At 71.2% G+C, this 21,602-nt stretch carries 17 protein-coding genes; 7 read left to right on the top strand and 10 right to left on the bottom strand.

From position 1 onward, the window contains the following. Positions 1 to 61 precede the first annotated feature (61 nt). Positions 62 to 415, bottom strand: coding sequence for a hypothetical protein (locus ACWEV3_RS15565; RefSeq protein ID WP_235883846.1), 354 nt, complete (start codon positions 413 to 415; stop codon positions 62 to 64). Positions 416 to 483: 68 nt separating this feature from the next. Here ACWEV3_RS15565 and ACWEV3_RS15560 point away from each other — a divergent pair, with 68 nt between their 5' ends. The 3 genes from ACWEV3_RS15560 (at position 484) to ACWEV3_RS15550 (ending at position 3,619) form a co-directional block, all read left to right on the top strand. Next, positions 484 to 1,272 carry a glycerophosphodiester phosphodiesterase gene (locus ACWEV3_RS15560; RefSeq protein ID WP_452614514.1) on the top strand — a complete coding sequence of 263 codons (789 nt, stop codon included), beginning with the start codon at positions 484 to 486 and terminating at the stop codon, positions 1,270 to 1,272. Positions 1,273 to 1,374: 102 nt separating this feature from the next. Next, the gene (locus ACWEV3_RS15555; protein WP_452614513.1) at positions 1,375 to 2,784 is read left to right on the top strand and encodes an MFS transporter; all 1,410 of its coding nucleotides are present in this window, start codon (positions 1,375 to 1,377) and stop codon (positions 2,782 to 2,784) included. A 496-nt stretch (positions 2,785 to 3,280) separates the two neighbouring features. After that, positions 3,281 to 3,619 (top strand): RNA polymerase-binding protein RbpA, encoded by a 339-nt coding sequence (locus ACWEV3_RS15550; RefSeq protein ID WP_093277988.1) that lies wholly within the window; start codon positions 3,281 to 3,283, stop codon positions 3,617 to 3,619. Positions 3,620 to 3,691: 72 nt separating this feature from the next. On the opposite strand, the gene ACWEV3_RS15545 is transcribed toward ACWEV3_RS15550, so the two are convergent. The 6 genes from ACWEV3_RS15545 to ACWEV3_RS15520 all read right to left on the bottom strand — a co-directional run bounded on the left by ACWEV3_RS15545 (position 3,692) and on the right by ACWEV3_RS15520 (position 9,846). Then, positions 3,692 to 4,477, bottom strand: coding sequence for a polyprenol monophosphomannose synthase (locus tag ACWEV3_RS15545; RefSeq protein ID WP_452614512.1), 786 nt, complete (start codon positions 4,475 to 4,477; stop codon positions 3,692 to 3,694). 54 nt (positions 4,478 to 4,531) lie between these two features. After that, the gene (gene lnt, locus ACWEV3_RS15540; protein ID WP_452614511.1) at positions 4,532 to 6,097 is read right to left on the bottom strand and encodes an apolipoprotein N-acyltransferase; all 1,566 of its coding nucleotides are present in this window, start codon (positions 6,095 to 6,097) and stop codon (positions 4,532 to 4,534) included. A gap of 181 nt (positions 6,098 to 6,278) precedes the next feature. Further along, positions 6,279 to 7,802, bottom strand: coding sequence for an AMP-binding protein (locus ACWEV3_RS15535; RefSeq protein WP_452614510.1), 1,524 nt, complete (start codon positions 7,800 to 7,802; stop codon positions 6,279 to 6,281). Continuing rightward, positions 7,799 to 8,551, bottom strand: a complete 753-nt coding sequence (locus ACWEV3_RS15530; protein WP_452614509.1) for an enoyl-CoA hydratase/isomerase family protein — start codon at positions 8,549 to 8,551, stop codon at positions 7,799 to 7,801. Before ACWEV3_RS15530 ends, ACWEV3_RS15535 begins: the two co-directional genes overlap by 4 nt. Before the next feature lie 11 nt (positions 8,552 to 8,562). Further along, complete coding sequence (locus ACWEV3_RS15525; protein WP_452614508.1) at positions 8,563 to 9,006, bottom strand: acyl-CoA thioesterase; 444 nt, start codon at positions 9,004 to 9,006, stop codon at positions 8,563 to 8,565. A 138-nt stretch (positions 9,007 to 9,144) separates the two neighbouring features. Continuing rightward, positions 9,145 to 9,846, bottom strand: coding sequence for a TetR/AcrR family transcriptional regulator (locus ACWEV3_RS15520; protein ID WP_452614507.1), 702 nt, complete (start codon positions 9,844 to 9,846; stop codon positions 9,145 to 9,147). Between the two features lie 167 nt (positions 9,847 to 10,013). On the opposite strand from ACWEV3_RS15520, the gene ACWEV3_RS15515 reads away from it, so the two are divergent. From ACWEV3_RS15515 to ACWEV3_RS15500, 4 genes are all read left to right on the top strand, one after another. Further along, on the top strand, positions 10,014 to 11,432 hold the full coding sequence (locus ACWEV3_RS15515) for an amino acid permease (RefSeq protein WP_452614506.1): 1,419 nt from the start codon (positions 10,014 to 10,016) through the stop codon (positions 11,430 to 11,432). Between the two features lie 81 nt (positions 11,433 to 11,513). Next, positions 11,514 to 12,275, top strand: coding sequence for an alpha/beta fold hydrolase (locus tag ACWEV3_RS15510; protein ID WP_452614505.1), 762 nt, complete (start codon positions 11,514 to 11,516; stop codon positions 12,273 to 12,275). A gap of 73 nt (positions 12,276 to 12,348) precedes the next feature. Next, a complete protein-coding gene (locus tag ACWEV3_RS15505; RefSeq protein ID WP_452614504.1) occupies positions 12,349 to 12,795 on the top strand; it encodes a DUF3574 domain-containing protein in 447 nt (148 codons plus the stop codon). A 92-nt stretch (positions 12,796 to 12,887) separates the two neighbouring features. Next, positions 12,888 to 14,960 carry a hypothetical protein gene (locus ACWEV3_RS15500; RefSeq protein WP_452614503.1) on the top strand — a complete coding sequence of 691 codons (2,073 nt, stop codon included), beginning with the start codon at positions 12,888 to 12,890 and terminating at the stop codon, positions 14,958 to 14,960. Here ACWEV3_RS15500 and ACWEV3_RS15495 read toward each other — a convergent pair. From ACWEV3_RS15495 to ACWEV3_RS15485, 3 genes are all read right to left on the bottom strand, one after another. Beyond that, positions 14,954 to 16,192 carry a hypothetical protein gene (locus ACWEV3_RS15495; RefSeq protein WP_452614502.1) on the bottom strand — a complete coding sequence of 413 codons (1,239 nt, stop codon included), beginning with the start codon at positions 16,190 to 16,192 and terminating at the stop codon, positions 14,954 to 14,956. The two genes, ACWEV3_RS15500 and ACWEV3_RS15495, sit on opposite strands and share 7 nt — an antisense overlap. Further along, on the bottom strand, positions 16,176 to 16,640 hold the full coding sequence (locus ACWEV3_RS15490) for a hypothetical protein (RefSeq protein WP_452614501.1): 465 nt from the start codon (positions 16,638 to 16,640) through the stop codon (positions 16,176 to 16,178). Before ACWEV3_RS15490 ends, ACWEV3_RS15495 begins: the two co-directional genes overlap by 17 nt. 107 nt (positions 16,641 to 16,747) lie before the next feature. Then, entirely contained in the window at positions 16,748 to 21,496 is a 4,749-nt protein-coding gene (locus ACWEV3_RS15485; RefSeq protein WP_452614500.1) for a CHAT domain-containing protein, read from the bottom strand. Positions 21,497 to 21,602: the final 106 nt, after the last annotated feature.

Genomic DNA, 21,602 nt, shown 5'->3' with positions numbered 1-21,602 from the left:
CACCGCTGGGGACCAACTCATCCTGGCCACCCCGGCCGGTCCGCACAATGCTCCGTTCGTCTCACCGCAGCCGTTCGAGCTCCCCGGCCACGGCCACCACCTGGGTCGCGAGCTTGCGCAGTTCGGCGTGGTCGGCGGCGTCCTCGATGGCCGTGACCACGTCTTCGGCCGCGCAGCGCAGCTGGAACAGCCGGTCCTGCAGATCCGCGAGCTCGGCGGCGGAGAGCACCACCGCGTCTTCCGGGAGGCCGCCGCGCTGCACCGCGGTGCGGCGCTCGTAGGCGCGTTGGCGGCAGGACTGCGCGCAGTACAGGCGGGGTCGTCCTTGCCTGCCCGACTCCGGGACGCGCCGTCCGCACCACGCGCAGTGCCTGGCTTGGCGTGGGCGGCGGGACGGCAGGTCGGAGGTTTCCACGATCGATCACGTTAGCCAAGGGCCCCGCCTGCGCGGTGCAGGCACGCCGATCGGGCAGAGTTGCGGACGTGACGCATCCTTTCCTGTCCGGTCCCCGGCCCCGCGCGTTCGCCCACCGCGGGTGGCACCTCGGGGAACTGCACGATCTGGAGAACTCGCTGGCCGCGTTCCGACGCGCCGCCGACAAGGGTTACCGCTACATCGAGACCGACGTCCACGCGACGGCCGACGGCGTCGTGGTGGTGAACCACGACGCGACGCTGGACCGCACCACGGACGGCCGCGGCCTCATCGAGCGGCTGCCCTGGTCGGCCGTCGGCTCGGCGCTCATCGGCGGCCGGGAACCGGTGTGCCGGCTGGACGCCGCGCTGGAGGAGCTGCCGGAGATGTTCTTCAACATCGACGTCAAGGCCGACTCGGCGGTGGCGCCGGTGTTGCGGACCCTGCGCAGGCACAACGCCTGGGACCGGGTGTGCCTGGCGTCGTTCGCCGAGCACCGGCTGGCCGCGATGCGGCGGGCCATCGGGCCGCGGCTGCTCACCTCGACCGGGCGTCGTTCGGCCGGGTTGCTGTGGTTGAGCTCGCGGTGGGGCGGCTGGCCGCTGCGGTCGGCGGTGGTCGGCGGCGCGACGCAGGTGCCGACGGGCTTCGGCCGGCTGCGTTTGATCGACTCCCGCTTCGTGCGCCAGGCTCATCGCTGGGGCATGGAGGTCCACGTGTGGACCGTCGACGACGCCGTGGAGATGCGGGAGCTGCTGGATCTCGGCGTGGATGGGCTGGTCACCGACCGGCCGGACGTGTTGCAGGAGGTGTTGCGGGAGTGGTTCGGCGAGCCGCAGCCGGAGGTCGGCGGATGAGCAGAACTACGCATTGTCGCCGCACGGACCTCCACCGCGTTCGTTGAGCCAGTAAGGTCCGGTTACCCCCAATCGAGTGATCTTGGCCGGAGGACCGAACGGATGAGCGTGATGGACAGCGACCTGGCACCGGACGCCGCGCGGCGGCGGCGCCGGGAACAGCGGGGTTGGTGCTGGTACGACTGGGCCAACTCGGTGTTCCCGACCTCGGTGACCACGGTCTTCCTCTCGCTCTACCTGACCTCGGTGGCGACCGAGGCCGCGAAGGCGGACGTCGCGCGCAACGGCCTGAACGCCTGCCCGCAGAACAACGCGCTGGTGCAGTGCGACATCTCGGCGCTCGGGCTGGTGTTCCCGGCCGGGTCGTTGTGGGGCTACCTGCTGTCGGTGGCCACCGTCGTGCAGGTGGTCGTGCTGCCGATCACCGGCGCGATCGCGGACCGGACGCAGAGCAAGCGGCTGATGCTGGGGATCTTCGCGTTCGGCGGCGCGGCGATGACGGCGCTGCTGGCGCTGGTCGGCGGGCAGGACTGGCAGCTCGGCGTGGTGCTGTTCATCATCGCCAACATCTGCTTCGGCGCCTCGGTGGTGGTCTACTACTCGTTCCTGCCGGAGATCGCCTCGGTCGACGAGCGGGACGACGTCTCCACCCGCGGCTGGGCCGTCGGTTACCTGGGCAGCGGTGCGGCGCTGGCCATGCACCTGGTGATCTACCTCGGCCACGACGCGATCGGCATGAGCACGGAGACCGCGGTCCGGCTGATCTTCCTGTCCTCGGGCGTCTGGTGGGCCGTGTTCACGCTGCTGCCGCTGGCGGCGCTGCGTGAACACCGCGCCCCGGAGGGGGCCGTGCGCGGCCCGTCCGCGGTCACCGCGGGCTTCAAGCAGTTGGTGACCACGTTCCGGGAGGCGAAGCACTTCCCGCTGACGCTGGCGTTCCTCGGGGCGTACTGGATCTACACCGACGGCATCTCGACGGTCACCCAGGTCTCGGCGCAGTACGGCAACCTGGAGCTCAAGCTCCCGCAGGACTCGCTGATCATCACGCTGCTGATCGTGCAGTTCATCGCCTTCGTCGGCGGGGTGCTGCACGGGGTGGTGGCGCGGCGCATCGGCGCGAAGAAGACGATCCTGATCAGCCTCGCCACCTGGCTGGTGGTGCTGGTCGCCGCGTACTTCGTGCAGGCCGGCCAGCAGATGCAGTTCTACGGCCTGGCGGTGGGCATCGGGCTGGTGCTCGGCGGCACCAACGCGCTGTCCCGGTCGCTGTTCAGCCAGATGGTGCCGCCCGGCCGGGAGGCCGAGTACTTCTCGCTGTACGAGGTGGGGGAGCGCTCCACGTCGTGGCTGGGCCCGCTGGTGTTCGCCGGCGTCGGGCAGGCGACCGGGTCGTTCCGGCTGGCCATCGTGTCGCTGGTGGTGTTCTTCGCGGTCGGGTTGGTGCTGGTCGCGCTGGTGCCGGTGCGGCGGGCGATCGAGGCGGTCGGCAACCCGGCGCCGAAGGTTCTCTGACCCGTTCGGTGACCACGCTGCGTGCCCGGCGGGTGACGATGCGCGCCCACCTCGCCAAGGCGGCGGCGTTGCTCCATGCTGGTGACAGGCATGGCCGGGATTTTCGACGCGATCGGAATATGCCGGTACGCAGCGTTGTGACAACAGGGAACCAAGTATAGCTACATTCAGTTACCAATTTTCGCGTCTTGTCCGCCGTCCGTGTCGTGATCTCCGTCCCACTATGGTCACTTTCCCGACATCTAGCTTGGCCATAGTGACTCATCATCTGGCACTATCACCCGTTCGAACGCACCTATAGATTGCGAGTGGGATAACGCGTCACGAACGCCGACCGATTGCATCTCTAGGGAGAAAGCCGTCGTTGATGGGTGAACAACGTCACCGACGGCAACCAGAAGCACTACACCGGGAACATACGGCGGCTTCCCCGTCGTTGCACACGGTGAGCACAACCGCTCGGGCCAGGTCCCGGGCCGAAGTGAAAGGAACCGTCATGGCCGACCGCGTTCTGCGTGGCAGCCGGCTCGGAGCGGTGAGCTACGAGACCGACCGTAACCACGACCTCGCACCGCGCCGGACGGTGCGCTACGCCTGCCCCAAGAGCCACGAGTTCGAGGTGCCGTTCTCCGACGATGCCGAGGTGCCGCCGACTTGGGAGTGCCGTCTGCACGGCACCGAGTCGAAGATCATCGACGGCAGCGAGCCGGAGCAGAAGAAGGCCAAGCCGCCGCGCACCCACTGGGACATGCTGCTGGAGCGGCGCACCATCCCGGAACTCGAGGAGCTGCTCAACGAGCGCCTCGACCTGCTGCGGACGCGCCGCGGGCACTGAGCGACCAGGATCCGACGAAGCGCCCGGGACATCTCGTCCCGGGCGCTTCGACGTGCTCGGATCCCGCGGTCGTCAGCGGCGGATCGAGCGCAGGACGCTCGCGGCCTGGTTGCCGCGGCGGCGCAGGCCCCACTTCGTCACCCTGACGAGGGCTTCGCGCACCACTTCGGCGTCCATCTTCGAGCTGCCGACCTCGCGTTCCACGAAGGTGATCGGCACCTCCACGACCACGAATCCGGCCTCCACCGCGCGCCACGCCAGGTCCACCTGGAAGCAGTAGCCCTGCGAGGCGACGTTGTGCAGCTGCAGCGTCTCCAGGACCTCCCGCCGGTACACGCGGTAGCCGGAGGTGATGTCGTTGATCGACACGCCGAGCGCCAGCTTGGAGTACACGTTGGCGCCGCGGGACAGCAGCGCCCGGTACCAGGGCCAGTTCACCGTCCGCCCGCCGGGCACGTAGCGCGAGCCCAGCACCACGTCCGCGCCGGTGCCGTCCGGGCCGAGCATGCCGATCAGCCGGGGCAGGTCCTCGGGCGAGTGGGAGCCATCGGCGTCCATCTCGATGATCGCGCCGTAGTCCCGCGCCAGCGCCCACTCGAAGCCCGCCACGTACGCCGCGCCGAGCCCGGCCTTCTCGCTCCGGTGCAGCACGTGCACCCGCTCGTCGTCGGCGGCGAGCCCGTCGGCCACCTCGCCGGTGCCGTCCGGGCTGCCGTCGTCGACGACCAGCACGTGCGCCGAGGGCAGCGCGGCGAACAGCCGCCGCACGATCGGCTCCAGGTTGTCCCGCTCGTTGTAGGTGGGGATCACCACCAGGGCGGAGTCGTCACCGGCTCCGGGGGCTTGCCGGTTCGCCATCCATGTCCTCCTAGCCGGCCCGCTCGGCCGACCGTGCACTCGTATCGGTCGGGTTCAGGCGTCCGCGGTCCGCCGGGGCCGCCACCAGGACAGCGCCACCGCGCCGACGCCCAGCACGACCAGTGTCCACATCGGAACGCTGCCCAGCCGGGTGGCGAGCGTCTGCGTCGAGCGCAGCGGCACCTCGGCGATGAGATTCTGCGCGGTGAACAGCTCGGTCTGCTGGGTCACGGTGCCGTCCGGCTGAACCACGGCGCTGACGCCGCTGGTCGCCGACACCAGGACCGCCCGCCCGTGCTCCACCGCGCGCAGCCGGGACATCGCCAGCTGCTGGTAGCTCATCTCGGAGTGGCCGTACCAGGCGTTGTTGGTCGGCACCGCGAGCAGCGTCGCGCCCTCCCGGGCCGCGCCGGTGAACACGTCGTCGTAGGCGACGTCGTAGCAGATCCCGACGCCCAGCCGGACGCCTCCGACGTCGAGCACGCCCGGTTTGTCGTCGGGCACCATGTCCGAGCGGAAGCGGTCCACGAACGGGCTCACCAGCCGCGCCACCGGCCGCATCGGGATCGTCTCGGCGAAGGGCACCAGGTGCTGCTTGACGTAGCGGTCGCCCGCGCCCGTCGCCGGATCCCACCGGACGACCTGGTTGCGCAGGGAGCCGTCGGGGTCCTTGCCGAGGCCACCGACCACGAGCGGGACGCCGAACTGCGCGGCGACGCCGGAGAGGTCCGGGTCGGTCTGGCTCGGCCCCCAGCTGCCGACCTGCTCGGGGAGCACGACGAAGTCGAGGGGGCCCTTCGCCGGGTCGGCGGCGAGCTGCTGAGCGGCCGCGATGTGGTTGGTGTGCAGGACGTCGTCCTCGTACAGCAGGCCCAGCCCCAGGTTGGGCGCGTTGCCCTGCACGATCGCGACCCGGGCGGTTCCGGCGTTGGGGTCGGTGCCGATGAAGGGCAGCATGGCCAGGCCGGCCACGACCGGCACGAGCACGGCGGCCAGCGGCGCGGCCCAGCGTCGCGGGGTGCGCACGCGGCGGGCGAGCTCGGCCAGGCCGCCGCCGACCACCGCGACGGCGAAGGACACCACGGCGGTGCCGCCGAGCGCGGCCAGCGGCAGGAACAGGCCGGTGTCCTGGGTGAAGGCCAGCTTGCCCCACGGGAAGCCGCCGAAGGGCACGGCCGAGCGCAGCGCCTCGGCGGTGACGAACACCGCGGCCATCCACACCGGCGCTCCCGGCAGGCGGCTGACGCGCGCCATCCCGGCGCCACCGAGCGCGACGAACAGCGCCTGCACGCCCGCCACGCCCAGCCACGGCCACGGGCCGAAGTCGGCGCCCAGGAAGTCCTGCAGCCAGCCCAGCAGCGGCAGCAGGAACGCGAAGCCGAACAGCAGACCGTAGCCGAATCCGGCGCGGGCCTTGCGGCCGCGGAGCACCGCCGCGAACACCGCGAACGCGATCGGCGCCAGCCACCACAGCTCACGCGGGGGAGAGCCCGCGTAGAGCGCGAAGCCGGCGGCGACGACCGCGAGCATGCGCAGCCAGACCGCGCCGACCGATCGACCTGCGGCCTTGCTGCGGCCCGGCCGCTCAGCGAGCTGCGGACGAGCCGTTGGGACAACCACCCGATCAACCTTCTCGGTGCCGCGGTCCCGGCCAGGCCAGGACGGAAACGTTCTGTCGGTTCGTGCGCGGGCAGGCCGACGCGCACCAAACAAATGTACGCCGGATGGTGGACCCGGAGCCGCAGTGGGCAAAGGGGACAGAACGTTCAACGGGGCCGCAGGCAGTGCCGACCCGCGGAGATCACCAGGTTCGGCTGTCGTGGGTGGCCGCCTCCTCGTCGCGGAGCTCGGCGCGCAGGACGGCCTTGGCGACGCGTTCCGAGGCCGTCATCGGCAGCCGGTCGCGGAAGGTCCAGTAGCGCGGGACCTTGAAGTAGGCGAGCTGGGTGGCGCAGAATTCCGCCAGCTCGCGCGGATCGCACGGCTCGCCGCGGAGGACGACCACCGCGTGCACCTCCTCGCCGCGCAACTCGTCCGGCTCCGGCAGGACCGCGGCCACCTCGACCGCCGGGTGCAGCTGCAGCACGCGCTCGACCTCGGCGGCGGCGATGTTCTCGCCGCTGCGGCGGATCATGTCCTTGGTGCGGCCCGCGTAGTAGACGCGGCCCTCGTCGTCCATCCGGGCCAGATCGCCGGTGTGGAACCAGCCCGCCCGGAAGGCGCGTTCGGTGGCCTCCGGATCGCGGAAGTATCCGTGCATCAGGCCGGTGCCGCGGATGGCCAGCTCGCCGACCTCGCCGCGCGGCACCGGGGCGCCGTCGCCGCCGACGATCATGACCTCGCGTCCCGGCGCCGCCCGGCCGAGGCAGCCCGTGCCCACCGCGGCGTCGTGGTCCTGCGGGGTCATCCGGATGTCGCTGCCGGTTTCGGTCATGCCGAACGCCTCGAACCACGGGACGCCCCACCGCCGTTCGAGCGCCGCGTGCAGGTTCGGCGGGATCGCCGAAGCGCTGATCGCGCGCACCCGGTGTTCCCGGTCGGCAGGCGACGGGTCCTGGTCGAGCAGCAGCTTCGGCATCAGGCCCAGGCAGTAGAACCACGTGACGCCGTGCTCGCGGACCTTCGCCCAGAACGTGGTGGGGTGGAACCGGTCCAGTACCACCAGCCGCGCCCCGGCGGCGAGGCCGAGCGCGACGTTCCACTGCGGATCGATGTAGTGGAACGGCTGGGCGGTGAGGATCGTGTCGCGGTCGTCGATGTCCGGGAAGCCGTCGACCAGGCCGGACGCGAGCGTGGTCCAGTAGCGGTGGGGGAGCGCGCAGCCCTTGGGTGCGCCGGTGGTGCCCGAGGTGTACTGGATGTTCGCCAGCGCCTCCGGTGCCGGCGGCGCGCACCGGGGCGCTTCGGCGGCCGGGAGGTCGATCGCGTCGACGTCGAGGACCTGCCGCACCGAGGTGGCCTTCCGGACGCGGGCGAGCAGATCCGCGTGCTCGGCGGTGGTCAGCACGACCCGGGCCTGCGAGTGCGCGAGCACGTGCGTGGCGTCGTACTCCTGGTAGCGGTTGTTGACCGGGACCATCGCCGCGCCCAGCTTGGCCGCGGCGAGCCAGCCGAGCGGGAATTCCGGGCGGTTGTCCATCATCACCGCGATGCGGTCGCCCGCCGCCACCCCCGATTCGGCCAGCAGCGCGGCCAGCGCGTCGCTGCGGCGGTCGATCTCGGCGAAGGTGAGTTCGCGGCCGGTTTGGTCGAAGGTCCACGCGGTGCGATCCGGCCAGCGCCGGGCCGCGCCGCGGACGAGGTCGACGAGGGTTTCGGCGTTCATCGGGCGTCTCCCGTCCGGTCGGCCGCGAGCTCCTCGGTGCGGATCGCGTGCCGGATCTCCAGTCGCAGCGCCGATTCGAGGGCGTGGTCGATGCCCGCGTCCAGGGCTTCCTTGGCCATGGCCAGGGTGGCGCGCGGCCGCTCGGCCAACCGTGCCGCCCACCGGTGCGCGGTCTGCAGCAGCGCGTCGGCCGGGACAACCGTGTTGACCAGCCCGAGCCGGCTCGCCTCGGCGGCGTCGATGGTGTCGCCGAACAGCAGGATCTCCTTGGCCTTGAGCGGGCCGACGAGCAGCGGCAGCAGCTTGGAGATGCCGCCGGTGACGCTGAGTCCGAGCCCGACCTCGGGGAAGCGGAACCGGGCGTCCTCGGCGGCGATCACCAGGTCGCAGCAGAGGGCGAATTCCGCGCCCGCGCCGACGGCGTGTCCCTGCACCGCCGCGATGACCGGCGCCGGGCAGTCGCGGATCAGCCGCGTGACGTCCTGGATCCGGTCCAGCCGCGCCTGCACGGTCGCCGGATCCTCCGGCGGTGCCTTGAGGTCGTGGCCGGCGCAGAACGCGCGGCCGCGGCCGGTCAGCAGCACCGCGCCGACGCCCGCGTCGGTGATCGCGCCGAGCGCGGTGACGAGCTGTTCCACCAGGGCGGTGTTGACGGCGTTGAGGCATTCCGGCCGGTTGAGCCGGATGACGCCGACGTCGCCGGAGATCTCGGTCTCCACCACGGCACCGCCGGACTGGGCTTCGGACAACGGCTTCCTCCTCAACTCTCGGGTGAACGCGGGCCGTGCAGCTGGGTCGCGTGCCAGGCGCGCAGCCGCTGCGACCACGGCTGCGGCCGTCCGTCGGCGCCCACCTTCACGATGGTCCGGGTGCCGGTGGCGTTCGGTTCCTGTCCGCAGTGGAAGGTCCAGGTCGCGCTGGTCCGGCCCAGCTCGGTGAGCTGCAGCCGGACGAGCAGGTCGCCCGCGCCGGTCACCGGCGCGTGGAACTCGATCTGGAAGGCGCGGACCACGTAGTGCAGGTCGGGGTGCCGACCGGCGATCGTCCCGGTGTCGTAGCCCGCGGCCGCGAACGCCGCCGTGGTCGCCCGCTCGACGTGCAGCGCGAACCGGGTGTTGTGCAGGTGCCCGTTGGGATCCAGCTCGTCGAAGTGCACCCGCGAGCGGTAGCGGATCGCCGGTGGGGTCCCGGTGCTGCCTGCCACGCCGTCTCCTCGCGTTCTGTCGATCGATCGATCGGTCGACAGCGTAGGATCGTCGCGGCGAGACCGCAAGACCGCCCGGAACGGGCGTGGCCCGGGTGGCGATGCCGCCACCCGGGCCACGCGTGGTGCCGCTTTCGGTCAGTCGCGAGGCGCGCGGGCTCGCATCGACGGCAGGCGGATCTGCCAGATCTCCTCGATGAGGCCGTGGATCTCGGCGGCATCCGGCAGCGGCGTCGCGGCGGCGCGCTTCGCCGAGACGCCCAGCAGCTGCAGGGCCAGCTGCGCGTGCGCCGCGCCGATCGAGTCCAGGTCCATCTCGCCGGACGGCGAGTACCACTTCGCCACGCCCGAGCACATCTCCAGCACCGCCATCCGCGCGAACCGCTCGTCGGGGACCGAGAAGACGCCGCGCCGGCAGCCGTCGGCGATCGCGTCGCGCCAGAAGTCCTCGTAGCGGTCGCGGATCTGCACCATGGTGCCGCGGCGCTCGGGGCCGAGGACGCCGATCTCGTTGTCCACCACGGTGGTCTCGTCGCGGTGCAGCGCGTGCGTGAGCACGTGGACGTGCACGAGCCGGGCGATGACCGCCTGCGGTTGCGCGGCTTCGGCCGATACCCGCTCGGCCGCGGTGATCAGCCGGTCCAGGGACGCCTTCATGATCGAGAAGAGCAGGTCTTCCTTGGTGCCCATGTAGTGGTAGAGGGTCGCGGAGGACAGCCTGGCGGCCTCGGCGAGTTCCCGGATGCCGGTGCCGTGGAAGCCCTGCGCGGCGAACAGCCGGACGGCGGCCTCCCAAACCTGGCGCTGGGTGTCGTCGCCCGCGCGGACCTGTGCGCTCATCTCGTCGTGCTCCGGATTCCTCGGTCGATTGATCGATCAGCCCGACCTGCACGGTACCGCCGGCGGGGCGGTGCGCCCGCGTCGCGCTCCTCTTGACCCCGCATCGGGGGAGAACTACGGTGCGACGCACCTCTCGATCGATCGATCGAACGAGCTTTGGAGGCGGGATGACCGATGAAGCGACTTCCCTCCGGCGGGCCCGCCCGCTAGCCGACGGGGATCCCGGATCCTCGCCGGGCTTGCGGGCCGCTCTCGGCGACCGGCAGATGAGCATGATCGCGATCGGCGGCGTGATCGGCGCCGGGCTGTTCGTCGGCACCGGCAGCGTCGTCAACAAGGCCGGGCCCGCCTCGCTGGTCGCCTACGTGCTCTCGGGCCTGCTGGTCATCCTGGTCATGCGGATGCTCGCCGAACTGTCCGTGGCGGCACCGCGGACCGGCTCGTTCGCCAGCTACGCCACGCGCGAGTTCGGCAGCTGGAGCGGCCTGGCCATCGGCTGGCTCTACGCGTACGCGTGGTGCGTCACCGTCGGCGTCGAGGCGGTGATCGGCGGCGGGCTGCTCCACGGCCTGGTGCCCGCGATCCCGGCCTGGGCCGCGGCCGTGGCGTTCATGGTCGTGCTGACCGCCTCGAACCTGGTCGCGGTGCGCGCCTACGGCGAGGTCGAGTTCTGGTTCGCCCTGGTCAAGGTCATCGCGATCGTCGGGTTCCTGGTGCTCGGCGTGCTGGCGATCGCCGGACTGCTGCCCGGCGTCGAGGCGCCCGGCGGCCAGAACCTGTTCGAACGGGGCGGATTCGCGCCGAACGGCTGGTACGCGGTGCTGCCCGCGCTGCTCGTGGTGACCTTCGCGTTCAACGGGGCCGAGGTCGTCACGATCGCCGCCGGCGAGGCGAAGCGCCCGGCGGAGGCCGTGCGCAAGGCCATCCGCTCCACGGTGGTCCGCATCCTCGTCTTCTACATCGGCTCGGTCGCCGTGATCGTCACCCTGCTGCCGCACGCCGAAGCCGGCATCACCGACAGCCCGTACTCCGCTGTCCTCGACCGGCTGGGCATCCCGCACGCCGGGCTGATCATGGACTTCGTCGTGCTCGTGGCGGTGCTATCCTGCCTGAACTCCGGGATCTACACGGCGTCGCGCATGATGTTCGCGCTCGCCGGCAACGGCGACGCACCGCGCCTGCTCGCGCGCTCGAACTCCGCGGGCGTGCCGGTTCCGGCGGTGCTGCTGGTGGCGCTGGCCGGGCTGATCACCGCCGGGGCGAACTACTTCGTCAGCACGGCGGCGGTTTTCGACTTCCTGGTGGACTCCAGCGGCTCGGTGATCATCCTGCTCTACCTGTGCATCGCGGCGACGCAGCTGCGCAGCCGCGCCAGGGCGGCGCGCGAGGGCCGCAGCCTCCCGGTGCGCATGTGGGGCTACCCGTACCTGTCGTGGGGCGTGATCGCGGCGCTGGTGGCGCTGTTCGCCTTGCTGGCCTTCGACCCCTCGACCCGGCGATCGTTGCTGCTCACTATGGCGGTGGCGGCCGTCGCGGTGACCGCCGGTGTGCTGCGGCAACGCCGGAAATCCCACCCCGCCAGCTGAATCCGCCGACGGCGCGCCGGGCCACCCGAGGTTGACCGGTGCGCCATGCTGGTGTCCGGAACTTCTCCGTTGGAGGTGGGAATGCCTGCTGGGCGTGAGGAAGTCGGCGTCGGGGAGCACCCGGTCATCGCGCTGCACGGTTGGTTCGGTTCGGGGCGTGCTTGGCGGCCGCTGCAGCCGCACTTGGACGGCACCCGTTTCCGGTACGTCTTCCCGGATTACCGCGGGTACGGCGCCCGGGTCGGCGAATCCGGTGCGCACACGCTGGAAGAGGCCGCCGGAGACGTGCTCGCGCTCGCCGACGAGCTCGGCTTCGATCGGTTCTCGCTGATCGGCCATTCGATGGGCGGCGCCGTCATGCAGCGCGTCCTGGCGGACGCACCCGATCGGGTGCGCGCCATGGTGGGCGTTTCGCCGGTGCCCGCCGGCGGCGTGCCGTTCGACGAACAGGGCTGGGCGCTGTTCTCGGGCGCCGCCGCCGACGCCGGGAACCGGCGGGCCATCATCGACTTCACCACCGGCAACCGGCTGACCGGGGTGTGGCTGGACGCGATGGTGCGCCATTCGCTGGACTCCTCGGATCCGCGGGCCTTCGGCGACTACCTGTCGGCGTGGGCCAAGGCCGACTTCCAGGCCGAGATCGACGGCCGCGAGCTGCCGGTCAAGGTCATCGTCGGCGAGCACGACCCGGCGCTCGGCGAGTCGACGATGCGCGAGACCTTCCAGCGGTCGTACCCCGGCTGCGAGCTGGAGGTCCTGCGCAACGCCGGCCACTACGCGATCGACGAGACCCCGGTCGCCCTCGCCACCAGCATCGAGACCTTCCTGGCGAAGGCCGAATAGTCGCGGTGCGCCCGCGCATCCGGGCCGATATCCTCCAGCCGACCCGTTTATCCACTGTGGATGGAGAGCCCGGATGATCAAGTCGCCTGTTCGCCTGACCGCCGCGGTGCTGGCCGCCGGGCTCATCGGAGTGGGTGGCCCGGTGGCCTACGGCGCCCTCGGCGACGGGGCGCCGTCCGAGCGGGCCGGTGCGGCGTACCTGGAGACCAGCCTGTTCTTCGGCACCGCCATTCCTGGCGGCGGCGAGCCGGTGTCGGACGAGCAGTTCCACGCGTTCGTCGACGAGGTCGTCACGCCGCAGTTCCCGGCGGGGCTGACGGTGCAGGACGGGTACGGGCAGTACCGCGACGCGCACGGTGTGATCGAGCGGGAGAAGTCGTTCGAGCTGGTCCTGCTCTACCCGGTCGCCGAGCACGGCGCGAACGACCCGAAGATCGAGGGCATCCGGGAGGAGTACAAGAAGCGGTTCGCGCAGGAATCGGTGGCGCGCGTCGACGACCGCACCGCCGTCGACTTCTGACGGCATCCGCGGGGAAGTCCGTGACATGCCGGATGTCGGCCATCACGAAGCGTTACCCTGGCCCGGGTGATCTCGGCGGGAGGGAGCGGACGATGGCCGACGGCGGCAATCGGTTCGACGGCACGGCGGACGCCGTCGTGCAGGGGCGCGATTTCCACGGCGACATCTACTTCTACCCGCCGAGCAGCCCCAAGGCGCCACCACGCCACGTGCCACCGCCGAGCCCGCATTACACGAACAACGAACGGCAGCTGGCCGAGATCACCAAATTCCTCCGGCCCGGCGAGGCCCGGGACCACCAGCGGTCGGGCCTGGTCGTGCTCCGCGGCGAACCCGGCGGCGGTAAGAGCGCGACGGCCTACCAGTGGATCCACGAGCATGGCAAGCACTACCAGGACGGCTTGTTCTACGCCTCCTTGACCGCCGGAACGCGTGAAACCGGTCTGGAGAGCGAGGCGCTGCACAACTGGCTTCTCGGCGTGGGTTACACGCGTGACCAGATCCCGGCGACGCTGGACGGTCGCGCCGCCCTCTACCGGTCGTGGAGCACCGACAAGCGCGTGGCAGTCGTGATCGACGACGCGATCAGCGCGGCTCAGGTCCGCGCTTTGCTGCCGGGGATGGGCAATTCGGTCGTGCTGGTGACCGAGGCGCGCTCGCTGGGCGCGTTGCGGGCGAGCGCTGGAGCCGAGTTCGTTCCGCTCGATCCGTTGTCGGCGGACTCCGCACGGCTGCTGGTGTCCCGGATCGTCGGCGAGACCCGGGATCTGGCACGGGAATCCGAGCAGATCGACGAGTTGATCGGTCTGTGCGACGGGCAGACCACCGCGTTGTGCGTCGCCGCTTCGCTGCTGGTGGAGTTCCCGGACCGGCCGGTTGCCCGGTGGGTGCGCGAACTCTCGAGGGAAGGCAGGCGCCTGGCCGCGCTGTCCCGCGACGAGAACCTGTCCGTGTTGGCGGTCTTCAACACCGCCGTGGAGCGTCTCGACGACCGCGCCCAGCAGGTGTACGCGGCGTTCGGGCAGCATCCCGGAACGGGTGATGTGAGCCTGGCGGCGTTGTCGGCCGCCGTCGCCTTCGACGAGGGCGACGTTCAGGATGCGCTGGACCGGTTGTGCGCCGCGCACCTCGTTCGGGAAGTCGGTGAGGACCGCTACTTCGCTTACAGCTTGGTCCGCGAGCATTCCCGCGCGCGCTTCCCCGACGCCGCGGTGCGTACCCGTTTCGATGAGTTCTACCTGCGCAAAGCCATTGCCGCCGGGCACGCGGTGCAGCCTCGGCGCGGTTGGTTGTTCGAGCTGTGGCCGGAACTGAGTGACGAACTGGCCGATAGCGGCGACGGGTGGGATTGGCTGGACACCGAGCGGGCCAACGTTCGCGCCGTCGCCCGCGGGCTTCACGACAGCGGCAGCGAGCAGCTCTGCCGGCTGGCCGTAGCGTTGTGGCCGTTCCAGGAGCAGGCCAAGTACGTCGATGACATGGACGTTTTCAACAAGAACGCCGCCGAAGTGGCCGCCGCGCACGGCTGGACCTTCGTGGCCGGGCTCGCCGCCGTCCAGCGTGGATTCGCCTTCCGCGCCAGGGGCGAGTACGACAAGGCGGCGACGCTGTTCGCAGAAGGAGAGGAACTGGCCCACCAGAGCGGGCGCGTCGACCTGGCCGCCACCGCCGTGGAGTCGCTCGGCATCAGCCTGCGGGACCAGGGTGACCGCGGCGAAGCGCGGATCGCCTTGCGGCGGAACATGGAGATGGCTGAGGCGCTGGACGTTCCGCGGCGCACAGCGCTGGCACGGATGCACCTGGGCTCTGTCGATGAGCCCGAGTCCGGTGTGCGGTTGCTCGACCAGGCGCTCAGCACGTTCGAGGAACTCGGCGAGGGTTACAATGCGGCGAAAACCCGGATGTGGCGTGGAGAGCGGCTCGCCGGACTCGGCCGGTACGCCGACTCGGAAGCCGACCTAACCGCGGCCCTGGTGTACATGACCGCCCACCACAAGCACTTCGACCGGGCTCAGGTCCTGCTCTTCCTTGGCGAGAACGCGCACGCGGCCGGCGATGTGGCGGCTGCGCGGCAGCACTTCATGGATGCCCTGGCGCTGTGCCGGATGCGGGGTTTTGCCGAACTCGCGCAGCGGGTGCAGGGCCGGCTCGATGAGGATCAGTAGTGAGCGCGCACTTCGAGCCGGACCGGCTCGACGCGGCGGCCGAGCCGGATTCGGGTCAGCTCGGGTAGTTCGCGCAACGATCTGCCGGCGCACAGCCAGGCGTGCACGAGGGCGGCGCAGACCGGCCCGAGGTCGTCGGCGCCGCGCCAGCGCACCACCGGCAGATCGGTACCGGTGACGATCCACGCACCGGCGCGGTCCCGGGCCGCGCCCAGCAGGCAGCCGGGGAGCCCGCGCAGCGACGAACGGATCCACGACAGGGGATCGTCGTGCCGTTCGTCGTCGACGAGCACCTCGGCGAGCTCCAGCCAGCGGCGGTCGGGCTCGGCCGAGTCCGTCACCAGGATCCCGTCGCGAACCGAGTCCAACGCGGCGGCAGGGAAGCGGACGGCCGACACGCCGTGCTCGTCCAGCCGCAGCTGCACCAGTTGACTGCCGACCACCGGCACGTCCACTGTGGGCAGTGGGACGGCCGCGGAATCCGCTGGAACGGCGGGTTCTTCCAGTTCTAGGCGTGCGTAGACCTCAGTGCGCAGCAAGGCGGCCGACTTGCCCGGAACTGACGTGGCCAGCTCGGTGATGTCCGCGTATCGCGCGGCCGAATGGTCGCCGATCGTGTCTTCCAGCTGCTCCCGCAGTGCGGCGTGTTCGTCGAACCGCGGTGCCGTGCGAAGCAGGGCGGCGATCGGGGAGGCCGCATCGACCGTTTCCTCCGGCCAGGCCGCCAGCAGGACCGGTGTGCCGAGCGCGGCCGAGTAGAACGTCACCGAACCGTGGTCGCCGATGGTGACATCAGCGGCGACCAGCGCCGCTCGCCAGCCTTCTTCCGGCGGCAGCACCACCACTCCGGCGCGGGCGCATTCGGCGAGCCACATGCGGACCTGCCACGGCGAATGCCCGTGCCAGATGTTCGGGTGCAGCGCCACGACGACGCGGTACTCGTCCAATGGCAGCTCCCGGGCGAGGCGGAGCACCAGCGACGGGTGCTGACCGAACAACGAAGCGCCGCCCCAGGTCGACGAGACGACGACGCAGCGCTGTTCCGGCCGGATCCCGAAGCGGTGCCGGTAGGCGTCGCGCAGCGGGCGGCCCGCCAGCATCCGGTCGAAGCAGGGATCGCCCGCCACCAGCGCCGCTTCGAGGGCGGCCGGGCAGTACCGCGCCAGCCGGTCGCGCTGCTCCTCGTGCGACAGCACCGCTACCGACGGGACGAGCTCACCGTCGTGCAGCAACCACGCATCGGAAAGACCGAAAACCGGATTCTTGGATTCTTGGATTCTTGGATTCTTGGATTCTTGGATTCTTGGATTCCAAGAATTTATTGTAGCCCATTCCGTGAGGCAGAATGATCAATGGCGCACGGATTTCGTGCTGCGGTCCGCCGTAGCTGGCCGACACGGCGAGGTCGAAGGAGTCCGAGGTGGCCGTCTCCCAGTCGACCGGCGTGATCCCGCGACCGGCGAGGAATTCCTTGGTACCGGTGGTGAAAGCGCTGGATCCGATGCAGGTGAACACCGTCTGGATGCGCGGGTCGCCGGCCCAGAGCGGGACCACGTCGAGCAGTCGCGTGGCGGCGGTGACGTTGTGCACGACGACCAGCACTCGCCGGTCCGTCGAGACGGTTCGCCACTGCCTGCCCGGCTCCCCGATCAGCAGGTCGTCCCACTTCAGCGCAGACATCGCGTCATACTATCTGCTGCGTCGCATGAGCCGGTCGGCTGCGGCCGGGTGGTGGGCGGCGGCGCTGGCGCGGTCCGTCATCGGAGATGCCTGTCTATAGTGGACATTCAGCGGCCGTGATAGGTGAATGCCGCCCAGTGCATCGGTGGTGTCGGGTCGATTTCCGCGAAGTGCTCGGTCAGTTCCGCAGGTGCTCGCGGGATCGGTCGGCGGTTCGGGTCGAGCATCCACAGCTGAGCGGCGCGCAGGGCCTCGGCCGGATCCGGATGGCTCGTGTTCAGGTGGTGGTGGAACACGATCATGAACATCGCCGTGGCCAGGTCATCGATCTCCCACTTGGTGCCGACCACGCCGCTGGCTCCCGCGGCGAGGAACGCCGTGGCCAGGGTCAGGACCTCGTCGTGCGCGCGGATCGTCAGGTCGCTGGCGCACGCCGCGAGCACGACCAGCGCCGCGTGCGGTCCGCTCTCGCGGTGCTGGCGCAGGATGTCGCGCACCGGCAGGGCCCGGCCGGCGCCGAGCCGCAGCGCGGATTCGACCGGGATCTCGGCCTGATCGGCGTGGCAGCTCAAGTGCAGCAGCGACGCGCCCGGCAGCGCGGCCAGGACGTCCTCCGGCGTCGGCACCGACCGGCGGCGCGGGCCCGGGCGGCCGAGGTAGCTGCCGTCCGGGTAGTGGGCGTCGTGGATGTGCCCGAGCTCGTGGCGGGTCCAGTGCAGTTCGGGGGTGCGCACCAGGACCGGCTTGTGCGGCCAGGGCCGCGGGTGCCGGCGGGCCGCCTCCACGAACTGGCGCGCCGAGGCGGCGTATGCGATGACGACGTCCTGGCAGGCGTAGCGGATGTCGCCGGCCGGTGCCCGGCGGCGGGCCGCGTGCCACGGCACGACGGTGAACTTCCCGGTCGGCACCAGCACGATCCGGGGCGTGCCGGGATCGTCGAGCCACTCCAGGAGGGGCCCGAGCGCAGCCTCCCACGCCCAGTCGCACACGGCCTCCAGCGCGGCCTGCCACGGCTGCTGCGCCGCCGCGCCGACGCTGGCGAGTTCTCGCTGCAGCAGGTCGAAGTGCCGGGCCGCCTCGCGGTGCTCGGACAGCTGCGGGCAGGGGAGCCGGTGGGTGGTCCCGCGGTCGGTGACCAGCACCGCCTCCCCTTCGATCAGGTACACCAACGCCCGGGTGCGCCGTGCCCGCAGCGCCGCGCCGATGTCGGCCACCGCCGTGGCCGAGACCAGTTCGTCGTCCGCGTCGGTGCCTTCGAGCGCGCGGAACACCTTGTGGCGCAGGTCGCTGGGCAGCGGGCTCTTGGTCGGATCCGTCCACTCGGCATGGGTGTCCCACGGCTGTCGCCGGTCGACCTCGGCCTCCCAGCGATCCGCCAGCTCGGGACTTCCGTTGGCGCGCAACAACTCCGGCATGCTCGCCGCGGTGGTGGCGGCGTGCAGCACCATGCCCCGACCCAGCTCCAGCGCCCGGATCGCGGACTCCGGTCGTTCCGCGTCGAGGCACCTGCGCGCGGTGCGCACGGCCCTGCCGGCCGCATCCGCCGCGGCGTGCATCGCGCGGCCGGGGCTGGACTGCAGCAGAACGCCGCGGGCGCGCACCCGAAGCGCTTCCAGGCTCGTCTCGATCGCCCGCTGCCGGTCGCCGCGCTCCGGATCGTCGCGATGCCGGTAGTTCATCGCGAGCAGCTCCAGGTCGCCGGCCAGGAAGTCGCCGGATCCCGAGCGGAAATCGGTCACCAACCGCTCCAGCCCTTCGATGGCGGGGCCGAGGTCGACCGGCGACATGCCGCGCGCGAAGCGGGCCTGCCGCCCGAACGTCAGCAGCCGCATCGCCAGGTGCCGGTCGTGCGCCGGGCGCACGGGAGCCTCGACGACCTCCGCGAGCACCTCCAACCCGTAGTCCGCCAGCTCCAGATCTCCCGCGACCAGGCCGAAACTCATGCAGAGGCTGGCGGCGCCGATGTTCTCGGTGGCGTGATCGGCCCGGGTCCGCGGCAGCCGCCGGGCCGCGTCCAGGGCCTCGCGGGCGCCGTCGAGGTCGATCTTCCCGGTGAAGCGACGGGCGGTTCGCCGCCTCAGCTCGCGGACGAGGGCGATGCCGTCGGACACCCGAGCCTGCACCTCGGGTTCGAGGCCGGCCGTCACCGCGCCGACGCCGTCGGCGAGGGAGTCCAGCTGCTCCGCCGTCGGCAGGAGCTCGCTGTAGAGGGGAACCATGCCGAGCAGCCGGACCGAGGCGGTGATCCTGGCTATCCACCGGATGCGGTCCTCCGGGACGAACCCCGCCAGGGCCGGGCGCAGGTCGCGGAGCACGACGTCCGGTTCGCCGATGGAGCTCTCCCCGACCCGGGCGGACACGTCGTTGATCAGGTTGGCGAGCGAGCTGCCGTCCGGCGCGTAGTAGCCGGCGGCTTCGACGTCCTCGCGGTTGCCCGTCAGCGCGAAGCGCACCAGGAGCATGCTGCCCAGGGTGGGCCCGAAGTCCATCCGCATCTCGTGCTCGGCGGGCAGGAGTTCGGTGGCGCGCTGGATGTGGCCGAGCGTCTCCTCCACGGACTCCAGGTCCACCTCCGCCTTCTCGTCGAAGGCGAGCAGGGTGTGGCTGAACCCGGCGGCGATGTTGTCGGACGGGTACTCGCGCACCACTTGCTCGGCGATCGCACTGATCCTGGCCAGCGCGTCGGCGGGAACCTCGCCGTCGCGCCGGGCCTGCGTCAACAGCGCCCCGGCCAGCCCGGCGAGCGCCTCGGCGCGGTCCGGATCGTCGTCGGGCATCGCGTTGACCTGCTGCTCCTGCCACCTGACCAGCTCCGCCATCTCCTCGGAGCTCAACCCGGGCACTCCCTCGGTGGACAGCCGCTGCATCGTGACCAGCAGGCGGACCGGGGATTCGATCGGGAGGCCCGCCGTGGCGGCGCTGATCAACCGGCCAGCGTCGTCGCCCGCCAGTGCCGACTTGACGGCGCGGATGGCTTCCAGTTCCGCCGCGGTCAGCGCGCCGTCCTCGGCGTCATCGGAGACTGTGGCCAGGTCGTCGAGCGCGACGGCGAGATCCTGCTCCTCGCCGGTGTTCTTCGCCCAGACGAGCAGTCGCAGCGCCGCGAGTTCGGGGCTCGACGCGTGCGCCGACACCGCGGCCAGGTGCCGCCGGGCCGCGGGGAGTTCGGCTTCGTCCAGGTAGTCGACGATCTCGTCGAGCTGGTCCACACCCAGCCGCGTCTGGCGGTGTTCGGCGGGCAGGTTCTTCGACAGCGCGAGGAACGCGATCCCGGTGTGGCAGGTGTCGCGCAGGTGGGTGCTGATATCGCTGTGCTGCAACGCTTCTTCGTACGTCGCGATGGCGTTCCGGCGGTCTTCCTCGCCGCCTCCCAGCATGGTGAACCGGGCAAGCTGCATCGTCGCGCGGGCCATCGCCGCGCGGCGGCGGAGTTCGCCTTCGGCGAGCCCGGACAGCGCGACGTCCAGGTCGGCGATCGCCTCGTCGATGTGGTCCAGCTCGTCTGAATCGGCCACCAGCTTGGCGATGATCATGCCGCTGCGGGCGAAGATCTCCGCGCTGCTCGGATCGCCTGCGGTCAGCTGCGGGCGCAGCTCGCGCAAGAGATCCACGGCGAGGCGCAGGTCGCCGCGCAGCGAATGGGCCAGCGCGAGTTGGTAGAGCGGGAGGAGCTGCGCGCCCGGCTCGTGTTCGTGGATCGCCGCCATGCTCGTGGCGATCTCGATCGTCCTGGTGGGGTCACCGTCGGGCAGGGCGGCGCGTTCCAGCAGCAGCGCGGAGATCCCGAGCAGGTCGCCGCTGACGGATTCCGCGTCGATGTCCGAGATCACCTTCCGGCGCAGCGCGACGATGGCTTCGTCGAGCTCGGCGACCCTGGGGACCGACGTGGCCGGTCGCGGGTCCGACGAGAACGCGGCCCGGAGCACGACCGACCGGTACCTGCCGGGATCGCCGTCCGGGGCGTGCTCGATCAGCGTGCCCAGGTCCGCGGCCAGGACGTCCCAGTCCTGCGGCGTGGTTTCGGCTCCCTGCGCGAGCACGACGCCGACCCGTGCGGCGGCGATGTCCGGCATCGCGATCAGGTCGGCGGAGAGCGCGTCGAGATGCGCTCGCACGGCGCGGAGTTCGGACTTCGCCCGGCCGTTGAGGAGCTGCCGGAGCTGTTCGTCGGTGAGCTCCGCGCGGCGCGAGGCGGCCGGCAGGTCCGCGAGCAGGATGAGCAGGGCGAGCTCGCGGTGGCAGACATCGCGGAGGTGGACCTCCGGCCACGCGAGGGATTCGGTGAACGCCGCGACCGCCCGCCGGTGATCGGCATCGTCGCCGCCCAGCAAGCGGAACCTCGCCGCCCACAGCTGGGCGCGGGTCAGCACGGCACCGCGCCGCAGGTCGCCGTCCGGGAGCTCGTCGACGGCGATGTCCAGATCCGCGATCGCCGCGGCGAAATCGGCCGGGTCCGCCAGCCGGACCACCGCATCGGCGATGATCAGCGCGCTGCGGGCGCCGATCTCGGCGCGCCCCGGGTGTTCCGCGGTGAGCAGCGGCCGCAGCTGACGCCAATACCCCGCGGCGGCGCGCAGATCGGCCTCGCCGCGGTGGGCCGCGCGCAGCAGGTGCGCCAGGCAGAGGTCGTAGAGCGGCGGGATGCGCGCGGGGGAGTCCTCGTCGAACGCCCCGGCCAGCCATTCGGCGATGGCGATCGCCTCGTCCGGCTCCGCGCCGTCCAGTTCGTCGCGCTGCAGGAGCAGTTCCACCAGCTGGACGCTGGCGTAGTAGCGCTGCTCATCGCTGAGGTCGCCCCGCAGCTCTTCGCGCAGCGCGGCAATGGCTTCGGTGAGTTCCGCCGGAACCTCGGTCATCCTTGCTCCCTGCTGCAGCGCTCTTGGACCAAGCTAGCGCCTCCTGATCGCTGTCCAGCCCGGATTCGACCACGCGGCACCGCATTTCCGGTCTCCGATAGGGTCG

This window comes from Saccharopolyspora sp. NPDC003752, from assembly GCF_053605825.1.
This window is presented reverse-complemented; position numbering and strand designations above follow the sequence as displayed.

Bases quoted from the DNA above. Each gene is read 5' to 3' on its own strand.
- ACWEV3_RS15535 (WP_452614510.1), bottom strand. From the start codon at position 7,802: ATGAACGCCGAAACCCTCGTCGACCTCGTCCGCGGCGCGGCCCGGCGC.
- ACWEV3_RS15550 (WP_093277988.1), top strand. From the start codon at position 3,281: ATGGCCGACCGCGTTCTGCGTGGCAGCCGGCTCGGAGCGGTGAGCTAC.
- ACWEV3_RS15545 (WP_452614512.1), bottom strand. From the start codon at position 4,477: ATGGCGAACCGGCAAGCCCCCGGAGCCGGTGACGACTCCGCCCTGGTG.
- ACWEV3_RS15505 (WP_452614504.1), top strand. From the start codon at position 12,349: ATGATCAAGTCGCCTGTTCGCCTGACCGCCGCGGTGCTGGCCGCCGGG.
- ACWEV3_RS15520 (WP_452614507.1), bottom strand. From the start codon at position 9,846: ATGAGCGCACAGGTCCGCGCGGGCGACGACACCCAGCGCCAGGTTTGG.
- ACWEV3_RS15500 (WP_452614503.1), top strand. From the start codon at position 12,888: ATGGCCGACGGCGGCAATCGGTTCGACGGCACGGCGGACGCCGTCGTG.
- ACWEV3_RS15485 (WP_452614500.1), bottom strand. From the start codon at position 21,496: ATGACCGAGGTTCCGGCGGAACTCACCGAAGCCATTGCCGCGCTGCGC.
- ACWEV3_RS15555 (WP_452614513.1), top strand. From the start codon at position 1,375: ATGAGCGTGATGGACAGCGACCTGGCACCGGACGCCGCGCGGCGGCGG.
- ACWEV3_RS15510 (WP_452614505.1), top strand. From the start codon at position 11,514: ATGCCTGCTGGGCGTGAGGAAGTCGGCGTCGGGGAGCACCCGGTCATC.
- ACWEV3_RS15515 (WP_452614506.1), top strand. From the start codon at position 10,014: ATGACCGATGAAGCGACTTCCCTCCGGCGGGCCCGCCCGCTAGCCGAC.
- ACWEV3_RS15490 (WP_452614501.1), bottom strand. From the start codon at position 16,640: ATGTCTGCGCTGAAGTGGGACGACCTGCTGATCGGGGAGCCGGGCAGG.